This window comes from Zymomonas mobilis subsp. mobilis ATCC 10988 (assembly GCF_000175255.2).
In the GTDB taxonomy this organism is placed as follows: domain Bacteria; phylum Pseudomonadota; class Alphaproteobacteria; order Sphingomonadales; family Sphingomonadaceae; genus Zymomonas; species Zymomonas mobilis.
This window is the reverse complement of sequence record NC_017262.1, coordinates 1,167,039-1,185,856: the sequence shown is the minus strand read 5'-3', so window position 1 is coordinate 1,185,856 and position 18,818 is coordinate 1,167,039. Positions and strand designations below refer to the sequence as shown.

Annotated in this window: 18 protein-coding genes and 1 tRNA gene; 11 read left to right on the top strand and 8 right to left on the bottom strand. The window is 45.2% G+C overall.

Translation table 11 applies throughout. From position 1 onward, the window contains the following. The first annotated feature begins 171 nt into the window (after window positions 1–171). A tRNA-Ser gene (locus tag ZMOB_RS05245) sits at window positions 172–264 on the top strand. 142 nt (window positions 265–406) lie between these two features. Further along, window positions 407–1,411, top strand: coding sequence for a hypothetical protein (locus tag ZMOB_RS05240; protein WP_014500832.1), 1,005 nt, complete (start codon window positions 407–409; stop codon window positions 1,409–1,411). 118 nt (window positions 1,412–1,529) lie between these two features. Here ZMOB_RS05240 and ZMOB_RS05235 read toward each other — a convergent pair whose 3' ends face one another. From ZMOB_RS05235 to ZMOB_RS05220, 4 genes are all read right to left on the bottom strand, one after another. Beyond that, entirely contained in the window at window positions 1,530–2,342 is an 813-nt protein-coding gene (locus ZMOB_RS05235) for an HpcH/HpaI aldolase/citrate lyase family protein (protein WP_011240392.1), read from the bottom strand. After that, entirely contained in the window at window positions 2,335–3,210 is an 876-nt protein-coding gene (locus ZMOB_RS05230) for an HTD2 family dehydratase (protein WP_014500831.1), read from the bottom strand. The genes ZMOB_RS05235 and ZMOB_RS05230 overlap by 8 nt, the downstream gene beginning before the upstream one ends. A 63-nt stretch (window positions 3,211–3,273) precedes the next feature. After that, window positions 3,274–4,452: an acyl-CoA dehydrogenase family protein gene (locus ZMOB_RS05225; RefSeq protein WP_014500830.1), complete on the bottom strand. Its 1,179-nt coding sequence runs from the start codon at window positions 4,450–4,452 to the stop codon at window positions 3,274–3,276. A 251-nt stretch (window positions 4,453–4,703) separates the two neighbouring features. Then, on the bottom strand, window positions 4,704–5,300 hold the full coding sequence (locus ZMOB_RS05220) for an MgtC/SapB family protein (protein ID WP_252507327.1): 597 nt from the start codon (window positions 5,298–5,300) through the stop codon (window positions 4,704–4,706). 270 nt (window positions 5,301–5,570) lie between these two features. Here ZMOB_RS05220 and ZMOB_RS05215 point away from each other — a divergent pair, with 270 nt between their 5' ends. The 3 genes from ZMOB_RS05215 (at window position 5,571) to ZMOB_RS05205 (ending at window position 8,576) form a co-directional block, all read left to right on the top strand. Further along, window positions 5,571–6,863 carry a homoserine dehydrogenase gene (locus tag ZMOB_RS05215; protein ID WP_014500829.1) on the top strand — a complete coding sequence of 431 codons (1,293 nt, stop codon included), beginning with the start codon at window positions 5,571–5,573 and terminating at the stop codon, window positions 6,861–6,863. Between the two features lie 121 nt (window positions 6,864–6,984). Beyond that, on the top strand, window positions 6,985–7,983 hold the full coding sequence (glpX, locus tag ZMOB_RS05210; protein WP_011240387.1) for a class II fructose-bisphosphatase: 999 nt from the start codon (window positions 6,985–6,987) through the stop codon (window positions 7,981–7,983). Between the two features lie 41 nt (window positions 7,984–8,024). Beyond that, window positions 8,025–8,576 (top strand): hypothetical protein, encoded by a 552-nt coding sequence (locus tag ZMOB_RS05205; RefSeq protein ID WP_252507248.1) that lies wholly within the window; start codon window positions 8,025–8,027, stop codon window positions 8,574–8,576. On the opposite strand, the gene ZMOB_RS05200 is transcribed toward ZMOB_RS05205, so the two are convergent. Genes ZMOB_RS05200 through ZMOB_RS05190 form a run of 3 tightly spaced genes read right to left on the bottom strand, consistent with a single transcriptional unit; the run spans window position 8,539 to window position 12,898 of the window. After that, window positions 8,539–10,830 (bottom strand): CHASE2 domain-containing protein, encoded by a 2,292-nt coding sequence (locus ZMOB_RS05200; protein WP_011240385.1) that lies wholly within the window; start codon window positions 10,828–10,830, stop codon window positions 8,539–8,541. The genes ZMOB_RS05205 and ZMOB_RS05200 overlap by 38 nt on opposite strands. Then, window positions 10,823–12,175, bottom strand: a complete 1,353-nt coding sequence (locus ZMOB_RS05195; RefSeq protein ID WP_014500827.1) for a FecR family protein — start codon at window positions 12,173–12,175, stop codon at window positions 10,823–10,825. The genes ZMOB_RS05200 and ZMOB_RS05195 overlap by 8 nt, the downstream gene beginning before the upstream one ends. A gap of 3 nt (window positions 12,176–12,178) precedes the next feature. Then, window positions 12,179–12,898: a response regulator transcription factor gene (locus ZMOB_RS05190; protein ID WP_011240383.1), complete on the bottom strand. Its 720-nt coding sequence runs from the start codon at window positions 12,896–12,898 to the stop codon at window positions 12,179–12,181. A 181-nt stretch (window positions 12,899–13,079) separates the two neighbouring features. Here ZMOB_RS05190 and ZMOB_RS05185 point away from each other — a divergent pair, with 181 nt between their 5' ends. From ZMOB_RS05185 to ZMOB_RS05160, 6 genes are all read left to right on the top strand, one after another. Further along, window positions 13,080–13,430, top strand: coding sequence for a hypothetical protein (locus tag ZMOB_RS05185; protein WP_011240382.1), 351 nt, complete (start codon window positions 13,080–13,082; stop codon window positions 13,428–13,430). 30 nt (window positions 13,431–13,460) lie between these two features. Continuing rightward, window positions 13,461–14,432, top strand: coding sequence for a bifunctional diaminohydroxyphosphoribosylaminopyrimidine deaminase/5-amino-6-(5-phosphoribosylamino)uracil reductase RibD (ribD, locus tag ZMOB_RS05180; RefSeq protein ID WP_014500826.1), 972 nt, complete (start codon window positions 13,461–13,463; stop codon window positions 14,430–14,432). Between the two features lie 88 nt (window positions 14,433–14,520). Further along, on the top strand, window positions 14,521–15,141 hold the full coding sequence (locus ZMOB_RS05175; RefSeq protein ID WP_011240380.1) for a riboflavin synthase: 621 nt from the start codon (window positions 14,521–14,523) through the stop codon (window positions 15,139–15,141). Further along, window positions 15,138–16,277 (top strand): 3,4-dihydroxy-2-butanone-4-phosphate synthase, encoded by a 1,140-nt coding sequence (gene ribB / locus ZMOB_RS05170; protein ID WP_011240379.1) that lies wholly within the window; start codon window positions 15,138–15,140, stop codon window positions 16,275–16,277. The genes ZMOB_RS05175 and ribB overlap by 4 nt, the downstream gene beginning before the upstream one ends. A gap of 1 nt (window position 16,278) precedes the next feature. Then, a complete protein-coding gene (ribH, locus tag ZMOB_RS05165; RefSeq protein ID WP_011240378.1) occupies window positions 16,279–16,698 on the top strand; it encodes a 6,7-dimethyl-8-ribityllumazine synthase in 420 nt (139 codons plus the stop codon). A 209-nt stretch (window positions 16,699–16,907) separates the two neighbouring features. Further along, on the top strand, window positions 16,908–17,588 hold the full coding sequence (locus ZMOB_RS05160; protein WP_014500825.1) for a COQ9 family protein: 681 nt from the start codon (window positions 16,908–16,910) through the stop codon (window positions 17,586–17,588). Window positions 17,589–17,626: 38 nt separating this feature from the next. On the opposite strand, the gene ZMOB_RS05155 is transcribed toward ZMOB_RS05160, so the two are convergent. Continuing rightward, window positions 17,627–18,586 (bottom strand): LysR family transcriptional regulator, encoded by a 960-nt coding sequence (locus ZMOB_RS05155; RefSeq protein WP_011240376.1) that lies wholly within the window; start codon window positions 18,584–18,586, stop codon window positions 17,627–17,629. Between the last annotated feature and the right edge of the window lie 232 nt (window positions 18,587–18,818).

Here is an 18,818-nt window from a genome sequence, read left to right as displayed (position 1 = left end):
TAGATTGACCAAAAACACATTAAGCTTTTGGAACAGAAACACCCAAAAGTCTGATTTTTTTGCTTTAAAATGCATTTTTTATAAAAAAAATCGCTTTTCTTTGCATTGGGTTATTGATCATAGATCAGGAGATGGTTATAGCCCCTTTTCACAAGCCATCATTGAAGCGCTGGAGACGTGGGTGAGTGGCTGAAACCAACGGTTTGCTAAACCGTCGTAGGGGTACAACCCCTACCGAGGGTTCGAATCCCTCCGTCTCCGCCATTTTCCTGTTTCAGGAAAAAATTCTACAATTTTAGAACAAGACACAGCCCGCATGATCGGGCTTTTTTCTTATTCGGCATTTCGGATAATTCCTCCCTGAAAATACATAGATAGTTTTTCGATATTTCGGTATCGAATCATAATGAGACTCACATTACTGCCATCTATTGTTCTTTTCGCTGCTATTGGCGGCCTTTCATCCTGTCATAATGGCGATACGGACAACAACTCTCGCAACAGCGAACAATCTGCACAAAAATCGGCACGGCATGACCCAGACTTCCTTGAGCAGCATGCAAATGACCCTCATGCCTTAGAAACTGAATTCGGTGATGAGGCACATGCGGCCTGCGCCGACGGTGCCAATGATTATTTAAGAGAAATCGAACTCCATGATTTTTCATGGGATGATGACGCCAAAGGCGTTAATGGTCAGCGCTTCGATAAATTGACGACCCATTCCGAAGCCCCCTACGTCCTGACACTGGTCAGCACCCGTGCCAAACTGGCAAACGCTTTTGGCGGTTTTTCTCACATAACGCTCTACTGCTCTTATGATGCAAAACAGCAAAAAGTTTTAGGCTATTCCCTGACAGACCCTCTATTATTGAAACTGGAGTCTGACCTCAAAAACAACACCGTTCCAACGAAAAGACCTGATTATATTCCATCCACAGAACCAGTGGACAGATCAGAAAAACCGACAATCAGTTTTCCTCAACCGCAACCGAAAGAGGCAGCCTCTAAAGATAACGATCTCGACGCACAGGCTACTAATTTCTTGTCAGAATATTACCAGATTGCTGAACAGTCACCAGAACAAGCCATTCCCTGGATGATGGCGCATTATAAACCAGTCGTTGATTTTTTTGGAAAATCCCAATCTTTGAATCAAATTATCGCTCAAAAACGGACTTATCTGACAAGATGGCCAATCCGCTCTTATCGATTATTAACGGATACGGTTACCCATCAATGCAACCAAACGAATATGATATGCCAATCCATGGGGACTTTGGAATTTGATGCCCAAAGCCCAGAAAGAAAAGCGGCTTCACATGGGAAGGCCTCTTTTGTACTTTCCGTCGATTTTTCAGGCAATACACCTCAAATTACCAGCGAAAATAGTCAGGTGATCTCTCGCTAAGATTTGCTAGTTTGAGCCTTCCAAAGAAGGTTAAACTGTTTTTTGATGGAAAATGCCTAGCTGAAGCAGCATTTTCCATCATCAAAGACTAGAAATATTCCTTAGCTATTGTGCAATATTATTGTGTTGCCTTCATTTTTTCAGCACGAGCCAAAATAGCACGGGCGCGAATCCGTACTGGTTCATCAACCATTGCCCCATCAACCCGTTGAGCACCCTCCCCCGCAGATAGAACGCGATGTGCCCACGCGATTTCACTATCGTCTGGTCGAAATCCTTTAAAAATCGGCGTAATCTGACGAGGATGAATACATAATTTTCCACCAAAACCAAGACTACGCGCATAGCGAGCATCTGCCTCAATCGGTGCTGGATCATCAATGGTCGCGGTCACGCCATCCAAAGGCGCAATCTTTCTTCCCAGTCGGGAAGCCAGAACCAATTCACTACGAGCGGATAACAAGACTTCGCGGCTATGTGAACAGCCCATATCGGCACAGAAATCAATAGACCCGAAAGCCAGTCTTTTGACTGAATCTATTTGCGCCAATTGACGGGCATCAGCCAAGCCTTGCGCTGTTTCGATCAAGGCAATCAGAGCAACCTTATCATTCAACCGATCTGCCAAAGAAGTCAAAGCAGCACCGATTTCGGCTTTCGGAAAAATAACGCCTGCCAGATCAGGCAAAGCTGAAATGGCCTCTATATCAGCCTGATGCCAAGCGGTATCCGCACCATTGATTCTGACAAAAACGGGTAAATCCGTAAAAGCGGTATCAAGAGAGGCTCTGGCTTGCTCTTTGTCTTTTTCGGCAACCGCATCTTCAAGGTCAATAATAACAGCATCGGCACCGCTTGCCGCCGCTTTTGAGAAGCGTTCAGGGCGAGAAGCCGGTACAAAAATCGGGGCGATACAAGAAAAATTAGTCATCGAATATGGCCTCTGCCTTCATGGCGATAGCCCCGCCATCCTTGCACGTCCACAAAGACAAACCTTTTTCATTTTCTTGGGCATTCAAAGAAAAATCGGCATTATCAAATAAAGGTGATCGGCTTTGGAAGAGAAACTGCTTGGGCTGGGCTTTCTTAATTTTGGCCGCGAAATGAATCAGCAGCGAAGCCTGTAAAGGACCGTGGACGACCAAGGCGGGATAATGTTCTTCATTAACCGCATAATTCCGGTCATAGTGAATACGATGGCTGTTGAAGGTAATGGCTGAATAACGGAACAGCAAAGGCGTAGTCGGTATAATATCCTGACTATGCTCACCTCGCCCGACAGCGGGCAAAGGCGTTGCTGGCTGCGGTGCAGGCTTGGTAGCGGCTTCCCGATACACGATATCCTGCCTTTCCCGTATTCTGAGCTCGCCTTCTACTTTCATTTCATGCTCGACGGTTACAAAGCAAAGAAGACCGCTACGGCCTTTTTTCGGCACAACATCAACAATACGGCTATGACGGCAAAGCCTTTCCCCGATATGTAAAGGCGAAAGGAAATGGATGTCGCCCCCTGCCCACATTCGACGAGGCAATGGGACAGGCGGTAAAAATCCGCCTTTGGAGGGATGGCCGTCAGCCCCTAATTCTTTTCCCGAAACAACAGTCGGAGCCAAACAGAAATGAATAAGCTGTGGAGCAATCGCGCCTTCATTCAAGGCAGATGGGGGCAAGTCAAGAACCGCAATATAGCGTTTGGCCAATTCTTCCAAAATGACATCTTCCGCCGTCATCTCACGGCCGATCCATCCCCGCAAAAACTCGACATCCAACTCAGTCTCTGATGAAGAGGTGCTATTCATAAAGCCTCCTGCAAAAAGCCGGAGAGTCACCTCTCCAGCTATCCTATCGGGAAAAGAAAAATTTTAGTAAGAACGCGGCATTCCAAGAACATGCTGACCAAGGAAAGCCAAAATCAAATTCGTTGAAATCGGGGCGACCTGATAGAGTCGGGTTTCGCGGAATTTCCGTTCAACATCATATTCTTCGGCAAAGGCAAAGCCACCCAAGGTCTGAACACAGGCTTCAGCCGCTGCCCATGAGGCTTCAGCTGACAGCATTTTTGCCATATTGGCTTCGGCACCTGCCCGCTCGCCCTGTTCAAAAAGATGAGCCGCATGATAAACCATCAATTCGGCAGCCCGCATTTGCGCATAGGCACGGGCAATCGGAAATTGGATGCCCTGATTGGCACCGATAGGCCGACCGAAAACAACCCGTTCACTGGAATAATCGCGGGCTTTTTCGATGAACCATTTGGCATCACCGATACATTCCGAAGCAATAAGAACGCGTTCGGCATTCATACCTGACAGAATATAACGGAAACCCTTACCTTCTTCGCCGACCAGATTTTCAGCCGGAATTTCCATATTATCAAAGAAAACTTCGGTCGTAGAATGATTCATCATTGCCCGAATGGGACGAATGGTCATGCCACCATCGGCTAAGGCTTTTCGCATATCGACCAAAAAGACCGACAAACCATCTGTCTTTTTCTCGACTTGATCTTTCGGCGTTGTCCGCGCCAAAAGCAGCATCAGATCGGAATGTTCAGCTCTGGATGTCCAGATTTTCTGACCATTCACAATATATTTGTCGCCTTTTTTCTCAGCGAAAGTCTTGAGCGAAGTCGTGTCAGTCCCGCTAGTGGGTTCGGTAACCCCGAAAGCCTGAAGACGTAATTCACCAGAAGCAATCTTGGGCAGATATTTTTTCTTCTGCTCGTCATTACCATGGCGTAACAATGCGCCCATAATATACATCTGGGCATGACAAGCACCAGCATTGCCGCCGCAATGCTGAATCTCTTCGAGAATGGCTGCCCCGGCAGAAAGCGGTAAGCCCGATCCGCCAAATTCTTCAGGGATCAGAGCGGCCAAATAACCCGCATCACTTAGTGTTTTTACAAATTCGGTAGGATACGCACTTTCCCGATCAAGCTTCCGCCAATATTCGCCGGGGAATTCGGCGCATAATTTGCGGACTTCATCCCGAATATCAGCGTAGTCATTTTCGAGTGCTTCTAATGGACCTGATGTCATTTTTTGCTCCGTTCACTAGGCGAGACAGCTATTTCAGCAGATTAGGCCTATAAAATTTACCGTCAATTTTTCAGTAGCTTATAGTCTGTCTTTATACGTCTTCTTGATGACCTTAACATGTTATGAAGCGATATATTACCCTTATCGCCAGAGAAGATCATAAAATTACAGCGAAATATTTTAAGTGATTTTAAAATTAAAAGTCCAAAAAATAGTTTTTTTTTAACAAAAATAAATAACACTGGACTATCTTATAAATCATTATGCCAAGTGACATGTCGCAGGTTTTTCCATGAGGCTATTTCACTTGCCAAATCAGCTAATTCTCGGGATTCGGTCACATTATGACCGAAGTGAATGGTTATTTCAGAATGTTGATCGTCACAATTTTCTAATTGAATAGATTCAATTTGATATCGAAGAGACTCTATTTTTTCTAAAATTCTTTTTTGTATTTCCAATAGGTGTCTTTTATCGACGACAATCATCAAAGTATAAGCGGCATCTGGCTCTGATTTAGAAATAGGTAAATGGTTTATCCATTTTACCAACGGACGTAGCAAGGTATTACCGCAAATAACAAAAACCGTTAGCAAGGCGGCAACCGCATATTGGCCGATTCCAACACAAGTACCAACGGCTGCCGAACACCAAATAGTGGCCGCTGTATTTAATCCGCGGACATTCATGCCATCTTTCATAATAACGCCCGCGCCTAAAAATCCGGTGCCAGAAACGACAGCGGCAATAACCCTGATAGCGTCTGCCGTTGTGCCCATTCGCATACATAAATTAACGAAAGAAGTGGTGGCTAAGACAACCAGTATATTGGTTCTTAATCCGGCAATTCTTTGATGAATTTGGCGTTCCAGCCCTATCAGGCCACCTAGAAAAAAGACAGGCTGTAAGTCAGCATGACAGAATAAAAATTGTTCAAATGATCAAAGAGCGCAAACACCAATAGAGTCGCCTTCTCGTTTCCTTAAAACGCAATTACCTTATTTCCCGATTTTAACCCCGATTTTCTTTATTTAAAGAGCTTCCTAAGCGTATCACGCTTGAAATAACAACGCGGTCAGGGCAAGTAACAGCTAACAGGCAAAATTTATGGGATATATATGGTGCAGGGCTTGCGAATAGCATTAGCCGGCTTGGGAACAGTCGGTTGTGGCGTATTGAAATTATTGAAAGATAACGCCGATCTGATCGAACGCAGAACAGGCCGCAAAATTGAAGTTATCGCGATATCGGCGCGCAATAAAAATCGCGACCGTGGTATTGATCTATCCCGATATGACTGGGTTGATGACGTTGTTGATCTCCCCAAAAGAGACGACATCGATCTGGTCATCGAATTGATCGGGGGATCAGAGGGCCCCGCCTTGGAATTGGCACGGGCTTGTCTGAAAAAGGGTATTGCCCTTATTACCGCCAACAAAGCCATGATAGCGCATCATGGTATGGAATTGGCTGAATTAGCCGAATCTTCCCAGATTCCTTTTGCCTATGAAGCGGCCGTCGCAGGCGGTATCCCGATTATCAAAGGGGTGAAAGAAGGAGCTGCAGCCAACGAAATCAGCCAAATCTTTGGTATTCTAAATGGAACCAGCAATTTTATCCTGACCACGATGGAAAAGGATAAACGCGGTTTTGAAGATGTTTTGGCAGAAGCGCAGGCCTTAGGTTATGCTGAAGCTGATCCGACCTTTGATATCGAAGGCATTGATGCTGCCCACAAGCTGGCCATTTTGTCGACCTTAGCCTTTGGCACAAAACTCGATTTCGATTCGGTCAAGACTTCTGGAATCCAGACAGTTACCTTGAGCGATATGCAAAAAGCGGCTCAAATGGGTTATAAAATCCGTCTCATTGGGCAGGCTAAAAAAAATACCCAAGGTTTATTCCAAAAAGTTTCACCTTGCCTTGTCCCTTGTCATCATCCGCTTGCCCAAGCAGATGGCTCGCTTAATGCTGTTGTGGCTCAAGGCAATCAAGTCGGACGTTTGTTATTTGAAGGTGCTGGTGCCGGTGCAGGCCCCACGGCCTCGGCCGTTGTCGCTGATTTAGTTGATATTGCCCGCGGCGGTTATGCAACGCCTTTCGGGATTCCGGTTCAATATCTTGAAAAGGCGGATACTGAAAAGGCGGATAGCGACAAACAAAGCGTTTATATTCGTCTGTCCATTGCGAACACAGCCCAAGCGGTTTCAAAGCTTGTAGTTCTTCTGGCTGATGCTGATATCAGTTTGGAAAGCCTGAACCAGCAAGAAGGACAGGATCAAGAAACATCTGATGTCATCTTGGTAACAAAAGCATGCACATCAGAAGCGATCGAAAATCTTGTAAAGGCTTTCAACGGGCTTGCTGAAATAAAATCGGCGCCTGTTACAATGGATATTCTTAATATATAGAATAAATCATTATAAGATGATGGCAACTATTCGTTAGGCGACATCGCTTTATCAGGTTCATTTATAACTTGTTTCGGCTGGATTCTTATATAATTTTTAAGGTCAGAGAAGGCGAATACTCATGGCTAGACAAGAGAGTGAAAGATTAAACCCTGCTCTGACGCATGACATGGCCTATGTTACTCAATCGGCGGCTTTGGCCGTCTCTCGATTGGTAGGACATGGGAATGAAAAAGCCGCAGATGCAGCGGCTGTCAAAGCCATGAGAGATGCCTTTAACGAATTGTCGATTAACGGAACCGTTGTTATCGGAGAAGGTGAACGAGATCAGGCGCCGATGCTTTATATCGGCGAAGAAGTTGGCCGAATGGGTGCCGATGATATCTCAATTGATATTGCTTTAGATCCCTTGGAAGGCACAACCTTAGCCGCCAATGGCAGCGCCAATGCCATTGCTGTTTTAGCAATTGCCCCCAAGGGAAGTCTTTTAAACGCCCCTGATGTTTATATGGAAAAGGTCGCTATAGGCCCCGGATATGAAGCCGGTTTGGTCAGCGTTGAAAAGACCCCCATAGAAAATATACAGGCCTTGGCTAAAGCGAAAGGGGTCGAACCTAAAGACATTCGGGTTTGCATCCTAGAACGCCAACGTCACCAAAAAATCATTTCAGAATTACACGGAATCGGTTGTTCAACGATTCTTATCGAAGATGGCGATATTGCGGGGGTCATCGCAACAGCCCGCGAAAGCAGCAATGTTGATATATATATGGGCATTGGTGGTGCGCCTGAAGGCGTCCTTGCCGCCGCTGCCTTGAACTGTATCGGTGGACAATTTGAAGGCCGTCTCCTTTTTCGGAATGATGACGAACGGGACAGAGCGCATCGCTGTGGAATAGAAGACCTCAATCGTGTTTATAAGCTGCATGACCTTGCAAAAAGCGATACGATTTTTGCGGCGACAGGCGTCACTGATGGCTCCCTTATCAGAGGAGTCTATAAGGATTTGCGCGGTGTTTCAGTTACCCAAAGTCTTATTATGCAGGCTAGCACTGGCCAAGTCAGTTATATCACGACAGAACATAGACATATTCCTGACCTAGCGACTTTTATGAAATAAAAATATTTCTTATGCAAAATGGGCAAATATCTATCTTGGGAATGGTGAACGACAATGCCATTCTCTTTCGCATGCGACGATTTATTTGCCTTTTTGCACTTAGCCTTTGCCTTTACAAACCCGCCATCGCGACTGACTTTTTAATCAAACCACACGGAAAACCCGTTAAAGCAGGCTATTTTCGCCTTATAGAAGCCTCGCCATCCCATCTTATAACAAATTGTCTATTTTCATTGGGATGGAAAGCTGCCAGCGATGAAATGAAGGATGAGGATGTCTGGCAAATTGCCGTTAGCTATGCCCAACATCCGCAATTCATCAATATGAAGGATAAAAACACCAAAAAACTGGATAGGCTTTCAGGAAAGAATGTCATGTGGCAAAGCGATATGACATGGCTGTTCATTCCGCCTCATGCCACTGACAACTCAAAGAATTACTCTATTACAGGGTATAAGATCTGGCATATCAATACCGATCAACAGATCTCAAGCGAGATGGCTGCTGCCTTCTGCTCCGCTCTCAAAAAGCATTCCAGAGAGACAGTCGAGAAAGCTATTCAGGATCAACCATCAGCGGCAAGGTTACAATAAAACATGTTCCCTTTCCGGGAGTGCTTCTACAATCGATATGGCCATGATGCCGCAAAATAACCTTATTAACGAAGACCAGACCTAAACCGATACCTGAAATCTTGGCAGCGGGGCCTGTTGAGGCGCGACGGAAAGGCCGGAACAGGGCTTCTATCTGCTCCTGATCCATCCCAATCCCTTGGTCGCAGATGGCAATTTCTACCTGATCTTCCTTTTTTTTCACTGTGCAGGAAACGGTGCTTCCATCAGGGCTATATTTTACGGCGTTATCTATCAAATTGATAAATACCCGCTCTAATAAAGCTGGATCACCTTCGACGAATAAAGGTTCTTCCCAATCATTAAGCGTTATTTTGATCTGGCGTTTATTGGCCTGTATCCATAATTCATCGACTGCGCTGGTCATCACGCCTTCAATTTCAACATCCATCCATTGGTATTCGGGCGCTTCTGCCTGTGCCAAACGGGTAAAATTATCTGCCAATCCCAATGTCCGGCGGGCGTAATTGGAAATCTTGGTAATGATTTCTTGCGCTTCTTTTTCCTTGCTACAGGATGTCCGAGAAAAACGGTCAATCAAGGCCAGAATAGAGATTTGTGGTGACCGCATATCATGACTTAAAAGATGCAAAATACGCTGACGCTGTTCTTCGGCAGATTTAACAGCACTGATATCAATCAACATAATAAGCCATCCATCAGGCTGGTTAATCACCTGACGACAAGCCGCGATACGCAGATCAAAAGCTCGGCCATTTTCGGCATAACATTGGCTATTAATCTCATTATTACGGACTTGATCAAAGTTTATCCGATGGCCTTCTTCATTATGGAGATGGTTTAAGATCGTCGAAATCGGCATTCTGTAATGATATTGAGCGCCTAATTCTGCGGTTAAATTCTCAGCTGCTTTATTTAATAAAATGATGTTATTATCTTTATCGGTAACAAAAAATACGTCAGGCAAATAATATAAACTATCAGCAATAAAACGACGCATAAAAACAATGCGAGAAATGGCTAATTTTAAAAGTTGCTTTTTATATTCCAGTGGGTCGGCTGCGGTAATATCGGGTAATTTTTGTCTTTGTTCTTCTGGAAAATCGCTTAATAATTTTTCCAATTCATCAGAAAAATATTTACTAAGGCTGGCTAAACGGCTCCATGCCCAAAAAGGATAGGTAAACGCCACCCCGACAACGGATGTGATCGGCGGGAACCAATAATTAAAAAACAGGAATAAAACCGCACATAAAAGCGGCACCCCTACCCCAAGGGTAACGGTCAATAATATTGTTGCCCTTGGCGATAAAAAGCGAAACCCAATAAGCAAGATCCATAGAGATACCAGTGCGACAATCAGCTTGGTAATGTCACTAGCTTCATGGATTGTCCGATCATGAAGCAAGGTATCCAAAATATTGGCTTGAATTTCGACACCAGACATCACCCCGAAAGGCGTCGGATGTAAATATTCAAAACCCGATGCGGTTACACCGACCAGAATTCTTTTACCGGTTAAAAATTCTGGAGGCACCTCGTTGCGCCAAATGGCAGCCGCAGAAATAACAGGGAAACGATTTCGGGGGCCATCAAAAGAAAATAGCTTTTCACGTAAATCAGCTTCGGAATAAACCTTTTTAGGGTTATCCATCAACTCGACCAAAGCAGGCCAGTAGCGCCCTTTTGCCGTCAAGGCAGGCCAATAGCGGCGAACCATTCCATCGCGATCAAAAGGCACGCTGACATGACCCACATTAGTTGCAGAGGGTGCCAGCAAAGGTAGAACCGCAACCGTTTTCTTGTTGTGATTACCGGATTCAACCAACATCGGTAAAAATATCGGTGTTTTACTGGTTTTTAAGGTCTTCGATAAATTTTCTGTTGCTTGGGATTCTGAAGGATCAAGAAACAGGACATTATATCCTATTTCCAAAGGATGTCCGGCATCCAATTGTTTAATAAATTTAGCATGTTTATCGGGAGACCATGGCCAAGGTGCTATGGTTTTCAAAGCATTATCATCAATTTTGACAATAAGAACCGAAGGGTCAGGTTTGTGGCATCCCAACCTTACAACGGTATCGTAGAAAAAGAGATCCAACTGCGAAGTCATCCCAGCCCAGCTGATGACCACCACGGCCAAAGTAGCCGCAAGAGCCAATAGAGACCATTCAAAAACGAGTGTATTTTTTAATTCAGTTTCTATTCGTGCAGTGTTCTCTGTATTCAGACTGTCAAAAACATCATTCATTTTTTTTCATCGGGTTATTTCCTGAAATATGCAACTTACGAAAAGGCAATATAATTTGTCCCCCTGCTGGCCATGCTGCAATAATACGCCAGTAATAATCCCCTTCCGGCAAAGAGGAAATTTTTACAAGCCCTGTCTTACCCCCTAATTGATCCACAATAGGGATAGCAGTTTCACTGATTTTACTAGCGACAACCTGCAAACGACTAATAACTACTTCATTATCTGGTATTTTCCATTGGAAAACTGCCCCCTCAGAGAAAGAATAAGCCGAAGCCTCGAGATGGCCGGTTTTATGATCAATAGGAAAAACTTTTTCCTCACCCTCAAGATCATGATTATCAACAGCAGAAAGCCGCAAATAATAATGCCCGTCGCCTAATCCTTGTAATTTAACGTCTGTATTATCGAGCCAGCTTTCAGAAAGCAAATCAGAGAAATCTGGATCTTTGGACAATTCAGCATAATAAACAGAGGCCGTCGGCATTTTGCTTAAGAAAATATCGGGCTCGGCATCACGAAGAATGGTTAAACGGTTTGAAGGACTGGGCGGCGTATTCAAAGGAAAATCAAGCTTTTCTATTGAATTGGTACCATATCCGCCAGGAACCGCATAAACTATTTTATGATTATCAGTTGTGACCAAACCTTCTAATACTTCGACAATATTCTCTTTTTTATGGGTCTTACTATTTTCGATATAATGAACACGAAAATCAGTCCCTCGGACAGCTGTCAGCGAGGATGGTGTTGCGATATGAAAATAGCTGTCAGAACGGAATAAAGGCGTCGCATGGACGCGGACATGCCCTGCTTCTAATTTGAATGATCGCTCAACCGCTCCGGTCAAAGCTACCTTGCGCAGACGTGTGATAGTAATCTGGCTCATAGAAGGCATGCTGACATGCGAGCCGTCCGGCAAAAGGAGGGTCACAAAGCCTGACGAACCCGTCTCAATAGTCATTTGCTCGGTAACGGGCTGGCCTTGTTGCAGGCAACCTCTTTTCCCGTGAATAAAAAGAGTGACGGGACCCGAAATATGGGAAACTACAGCGGTAGAAATTTCACGCCGTAAAAACGCTTTAGGGATATTAAGATGGAAGCCTGCATGCAAAGGCTGACTTAAAGAAACGCCAGCCCGCTTCGCAATAGCTTCCATATCGCTTATTCTGTCAAAATAGCGCTGAGCAATAGAAGAAAGCGTATCGCCTTGCTCAACGATATATTCAACGGATTGATGGTTTTCGAAATGCGCGGCTACAGCCTTTTCGCTATGGCCGCTTCCTAAAAACAGAAGTGCACAGCCCAGAAGAAAAGGCCGGAGGCTTCCGCGCTTCCAAAACATTCTTTACCGAACAGCTTCTGCAGCGATGGCTTTCTTTTCAGCTAGCCGTTCCAAACGGTAACCATAGGCATAAACAGGCGCTAACCGATAACCATTTTCCGGTCTCAAATTAAGTTTGGTTCTGATTTTTGAGATATGGGTATCAAGTGTTCGGGTCGGCAAATCCGGATTCCGTCCCCAAAGGGTTTCAAAAATATATCCCCGTGACAATGGTCGATGCAGATTACGGAATAACAGCAAGGAAAGCGTAAACTCCTTTGATGTCATCGGAATAAGCGTATTGCCTAGAGACACCTGCTCTCTTGAAACATCAAAGGTATAATCGTCGTAATGTTCAATACCATCTGACGGTGGTGTTGGATAACTACGCCGCAAGACAGCCTTTACCCGAGCCAGCAAGATTTCAGGCTGAACGGGCTTAACCAGATAATCATCTGCTCCGGCATTCAGGCCAGTAACAATATCTTCGGCCGCCGTTCTCGCCGTTGAGAGCAGAATAGGCGGTTTCGGATCGCAATGTTTATTGACCCATTCTATGATTTCAATCCCTGAAAAATCAGGCACATTCCAATCAAGTAATAATAAATCAACCGTTTCGCTGCGCAGCATTCTTAAAAGGGCATAGCCTTTATGGAAAGAACGACAGTCGTAACCCGCTTCAGTCAAAATTGCATTTAACTGAGCAGCCGTTTCCAGATCATCATCTAGCAGGGCTATTCTCACGCCCGTTATTCCTCATCAAAATTACAGATATATACAATGCATATTTCTATGAGATATGCCACTTTCAAGGGGGAATATCCAAATACAACTTAACCATTATGAAGATAATTTCTCATTTTGGAAAATTATACCAAAATAATCTTTTTTTCTGTTCTCAATTATTTGTGCAAAAGCAGGGCTGGTGATTTTTCAGGAAGCCTATAAATTACCGGATATGGTTCGAAACAAAATTTCTATTTTATGGCAGGATATAAACGCATTTATCCGAAATCATGGGCATATCCGGCCAGTGATAGCCATCCTTTCGCTTGCCTTGACGGGGGGCATGGTTTCCATGATGTTTTTTAGCTCAAAGATAGAAAAGCCGGATCCTGAAATTATCTTTGTCCAAAATATCAATGGCGCACGTAGCGATGCCGAAATTCAGTCTAAAAATCTCGAAGATCAAAAAAAACTTGAGGCCAGACAAGAAGAATCTCGCAAGCGCTGGCGTGAATTTGGCCATGTGTTAGGCTATTCAACACAAAATTAGGGCAACATATTTGAAAAGCAGGCTGTCAATTTGACCCATCTTGAAAATGATATCCGCTGGATGCAAGCCGCCATCGCCCTTGGCGAAAGAAGTAAAGGCCTGACTGCCCCCTCGCCTTCTGTTGGCTGTATTATTGTCAATAAAGATAATCAGATCATCGGACGTGGCTGGACACAGTCAGGCGGACGACCTCATGCGGAGGCGATGGCTTTGTCACAATGCCAATCGCTGAAGGGGGCAACTGTTTATGTCACCTTGGAGCCTTGCGCCCATAAAAGTAACAGGGGCCCAACCTGTAGCGATAGTTTGGTTGCCGCTCTGCCTGAAAGAGTAGTTATTGCTTGTCGTGACCCTGACCCCCGAACCAATGGCCAAGGTATTTCCAAAATGGTCGCAGCCGGTATCAAAGTGGAGTGTGGTCTTCTTGAGAAGCAGGCGGCGCAATCGATGTCTGGTTTTTTCAGTCGTCAACTGAAAGCTCGGCCTTATGTTACGTTAAAGATGGCGACTTCGCTTGATGGTTGTATCGCGTTAGAAAATGGCGAAAGCCAGTGGATTACCGGAGAAAGGGCGAGAGCGCATGCCCATTTGGAAAGAATGCGATCAGAGCTGATTGTTGTCGGTCGAAAAACACTGGAATTTGACAAGCCCTCTCTCAATGTCCGCTTACAAGGTTTAGGCGATCGCTCACCGAAAAAAGCAGTTTTAGGCCATGGAGAAATCCCTTCCGGCTGGATTGGATTAAGAGAGCCCACAGATATTATCAAAACAACTGCCGATCATGTCCTGATTGAAGGCGGGGCAAAAACAGCCGCGGCTTTTTTAAAGGCCGATCTGGTTGATCGGATATTACTCTATCGCGCCCCTATTCTTATTGGGAAGGGCTTGCATGCCTTGGCTGATATTGGATTAACGAATTTATCTGAAGCGCATCATCGTTGGCATCTCAAAGAGAGAAGAACGCTTGGCAATGACCAGTTGGAAGCCTATTTACGAATATAAAAATGGGCTTATTTACAAAAAAATAAATTTATCAAAAAACAATATATAAAATAATTTTATTACCCTTCACAGGAACGGAGCTTACCCCATGTTCACCGGCATTGTTACCGATATTGGCGAGATTACTTCTGTTACGCAGGAAGGCGATCGCCGCATTCGTATTGCAACAGAATATCCTATGGATACCGTTCCTACCGGTTCCTCTATCGCCTGTTCCGGTGTTTGTCTGACCGTGGTTGACAAAGGGACAACGCCTCGCAACTGGTTTGAGGTTACCGTTTCTGGCGAATCTGTTTCCCGCACGGCACCGGGACGCTGGGAAAAAGGCCAAAAACTTAATCTGGAACGTGCCTTAAAAATAGGCGATGAATTGGGCGGCCATATCGTTACAGGTCATGTCGATGGCATTGGTAAAGTTGTTTCGATTACGGCGGTCGGTGACTCCCATAATTTTCTGATTGAAGCTGGCCCCGAAGTCGCCCCGCATATTGCAGAAAAAGGATCAGTCTCTCTCGACGGCGTATCACTTACGGTGAACGAAGTTAAAGATGTCGATGGCAAAGTGCTGTTTTCTATCAACATCATTCCTCACACCGCCGAAAAAACCACGCTGGGCGATCTGAAAGCCGGTGATTTTGTCAATATCGAAATTGATGTTCTCTCGCGCTATCTTGCCAGAATGAATGCTTTAGGAAATGTCGCGGTATGAGTAAGAACACCCCTATTGTAAAAGGATCGACCAAACGGCATCCTTTTCTATCTTCGGTTGAAGAGCTGATCGAAGAAGCACGGAATGGTCGAATATTTATTCTGGTTGATGATGAAGATCGTGAAAATGAAGGCGATCTGATTATTCCGGCACAGATGGCAACACCGGCAGCCATCAATTTTATGGCGACGCATGGACGAGGATTGGTCTGCCTCGCCATGACTAAAGAGCGCGTAACTAGTTTGGGTCTAGCCCCGATGTCACGCGAGAATAACGCGCCTCTGCAAACGGCTTTCACCGTTTCGATTGAAGCCAAAGAAGGTGTTACAACAGGCATTTCTGCTGGCGACAGGGCAAGAACCATTGCAGTTGCTATCGACAGTTCTCGCGGTGCAGAAGACATCGTAACCCCAGGTCATGTTTTCCCCTTAGCCGCAAAATCGGGCGGCGTTCTGGTCAGGGCGGGACATACGGAAGCCGCTGTTGATATTGCACGTTTGGCTGGATTAAATGCTTCCGGTGTTATCTGTGAAGTGATGAAAGAAGACGGGACAATGGCTCGTCTTGATGATCTGGTCACTTTTGCTCAAAGACATAATATCAAGATAGGCACCATCCGCGATTTGATCGCATGGCGGCGCGAACATGATAATAATGTCGAGTTGATAGAAGAAAAATCTTTCAACAGCCTTTATGGCGGTGATTGGCAAGCCATCCGTTTCAGAAACAAAGCGACCGGCAGCGAATCCTTGGCCTTGGTCAAAGGACAGATTTCAGCTGATGAACCGACCCTTGTTCGGATGCACGCCATTGATCCTTTTACGGATATGCTGGGTCAAACAGGCTCTAGGCAGCAGCTTTTATCCCGTTCGATGGAAATCATTGCAAAGAAAGGGGCTGGTGTCGTTGTTCTTGTTCAACGTTCACAGGAAAATAGTGCCGATAAAAGCTCTGTATGGGCTGCCAGCCGAAATCAGGAAACGATTCACCGCGATTATGGTATAGGCGCACAAATTCTGGCGGAATTGGGGGTCAGAGATATGATTCTTCTGACGAACAGCCACCATATGCCTGTAGCCTTGGCTGGATATGGCCTTAACATAACGGGCGAACAGCCTATTACCGAAGGAGCCTGAAATGGCTAAATTCTTAATTGTCGAAGCACGTTTCTATAGCCATTTGAATGATATGCTGATTCAAGGTGCCAAACAGGCCATTGAAGAAGCTGGTCACGAATGTGAAGTCATTACGGTGCCGGGCGCGCTCGAAATTCCGGCAGCCATTACTATGGCATCTGATACCGGTCTTTATGATGCCTTTGTCGCTTTAGGCGTGGTTATTCGGGGCGAAACCTATCATTTCGAGATCGTCGCTTCAGAAAGCGCCCGTGGCGTTATGGCTTTGACTTTAGATGGTTTAGTGATCGGTAACGGTATTTTGACCGTCGAAAATGAACAGCAGGCCTTGGTTCGCGCTGATCCTCAACAAAAAAACAAGGGTGGTGATGCAGCCAAGGCGGCTATTACCATGTTCAATCTCAAGAAAAAATTATCTTAAATCTGAAAGGGATAGTGCCTGTTGTCTTATAATAAAGACGGCAGGCCGCCCGATCTTTCTGATAACATCTGTCATTTTACTCTGACTGTCATGAAAAACTTCATCTAAAATTCACCGCTAATATGTTGACCTTTTTTCTAGTAATAGCAGTATTACAAAGGTCACTTTATTCAATTAAAGAGACATCCTCTTGGCTGTGAAGGATTATTATGACAGATTCCTCTCCGTCGGGCAGCAATCCCGATGAAATGACCTTGGATGAAATAAGACAAGCCATTGCTCCAAGCCTTCCCGAACATGTAGCCTTTGATGGTTGGAGCGATCAGGCTCTGGCTTTAGCCGCTTACCAGCATAAAATTCCGATTGAGAGAGCTAGACTAGCCTTTCATGACGGCCGTATTCAGATGATAGATGCGTGGTTTGACTCTGTCGACAAAGCTCTGATTGAAAAGGTCGAAAGCCTGTCATTGGATGACATGCGGGTCAGAGACAAAATTCAGGCTTTGATTATGGCGCGCCTCGAAATCATGCAACCCTATCGTGAGGCGCTGCGGCGTGCCTTAAGCATTTTGGTAATGCCAAGCCATGTTCCTCATTCATCCCAGCTTAGCTGGCATGCAGCTGATCTGATCTGGAAACTGGCAGGCGATAAATCGACTGATTTTTCCTATTACACCCGCCGTTTATCACTGGATGCCATTTATATGGCGACTTTATACGTCTATCTTGATGATAAAGATCCCGAACTCGCTAATACCCGCCAGTTTCTAGCCAGACGGATCGGGAATTTTATGAAAGTTCATAAAATTAAAAGCTGGTTCAAACGTTCAGAAGACAGCAAATTTTCATTTTCCCGCTTATTGGGTCGCTTACGTTACCCAAACAAATAACCTCCCGATCGAGTAAGAAAGGCCATATTTTATGGCCTTTACTCGAAGGGAGGATGCAATTCATTCCACCAATGGCGTTCCATTTTTCCGACAACCCAAGGAGCTTTCTGGAAACGCTGGGCTAAAAAGCCAAGTAATGCCCGCACCCTTGCCGGACGCGCCCGTCCTGGTGGGGTCAAAAGAAACATCCCGTAAGGCGGTATCGTCCATTCAGGGAATAATTCTTCTAAAACGCCATCCCTCAACGCTTGCCAGATAAAAAATTCCGGTTGGCAAGCAATGCCGATTCCTGACAGCAAAGGCCCCATGGCCACATCACCATTATCGACATGAACACGGCCATCCACCTTGACCTCTACCCGCCCCTCTTCTGGATGAGAAAAGCGCCAGATATGGGGATGCTCGATATGGGAATAAATAATAACTTCATGTTGGCTTAATTCGCGTGGATGCGTTGGGCGGCCATGACGATCCAAATAGGCACGTGATGCCACAACAGGTCGGCGAATTGAAAATAAACGCCGGGCCCGCAAAGAAGAATCTGGAAGATCACCCATTCTTAAAGCGATATCAAAGCCTTCGGCGATAACATCGACTCTGGAATCGCTTAAATGAAGATCAATACCGACCCGAGGATATTCCGCCAGAAATTCAGGAAGAATGGGTCCCAAAGCCTGAATACCAAAAGAAATAGGCGATGCGATCCTGACGACACCATAAGGATTATTGGCATCTTCAGAAACTTCCGCTTCAATCGCTTCACCTTCTTCCAATAAATGAGTCGCACGTGTCAAAGCGACGCGCCCGCTTTCCGTCAAAGATAAATGGCGGGAGGTTCTATGAAGAAGAGAGGTTCCCATCCTTTCTTCAAGTCGGGAAATCGCTTTTGATACCGTCCCTTTTGACAACCCCAGAGCTAAGGCTGCCTTTGAAAAAGAATTTGATTCAGCCACTTTGGCAAAGATAGCCCAAGCTTCAAAATCAGGCAGATGGCGCATGGCCGTTTCACTTTACTTGTCCATTTACAGGAACCTGTCTGTTCAACATGGTGACCTTATTGACAAGGAAAAAAGCTGTTTATCCCTTAAAAATTGGCATAAAATGCGGCAAGATTGGCAGAAAGGCATTATTTTACCTTTTTGATAAATATTGTGGTAAGGAATCCCCCTTTATAAAAGGGAATCTAGCCTCAATCGGCCTTCCGGATACTCTCTTGTCACGCATGGCTGA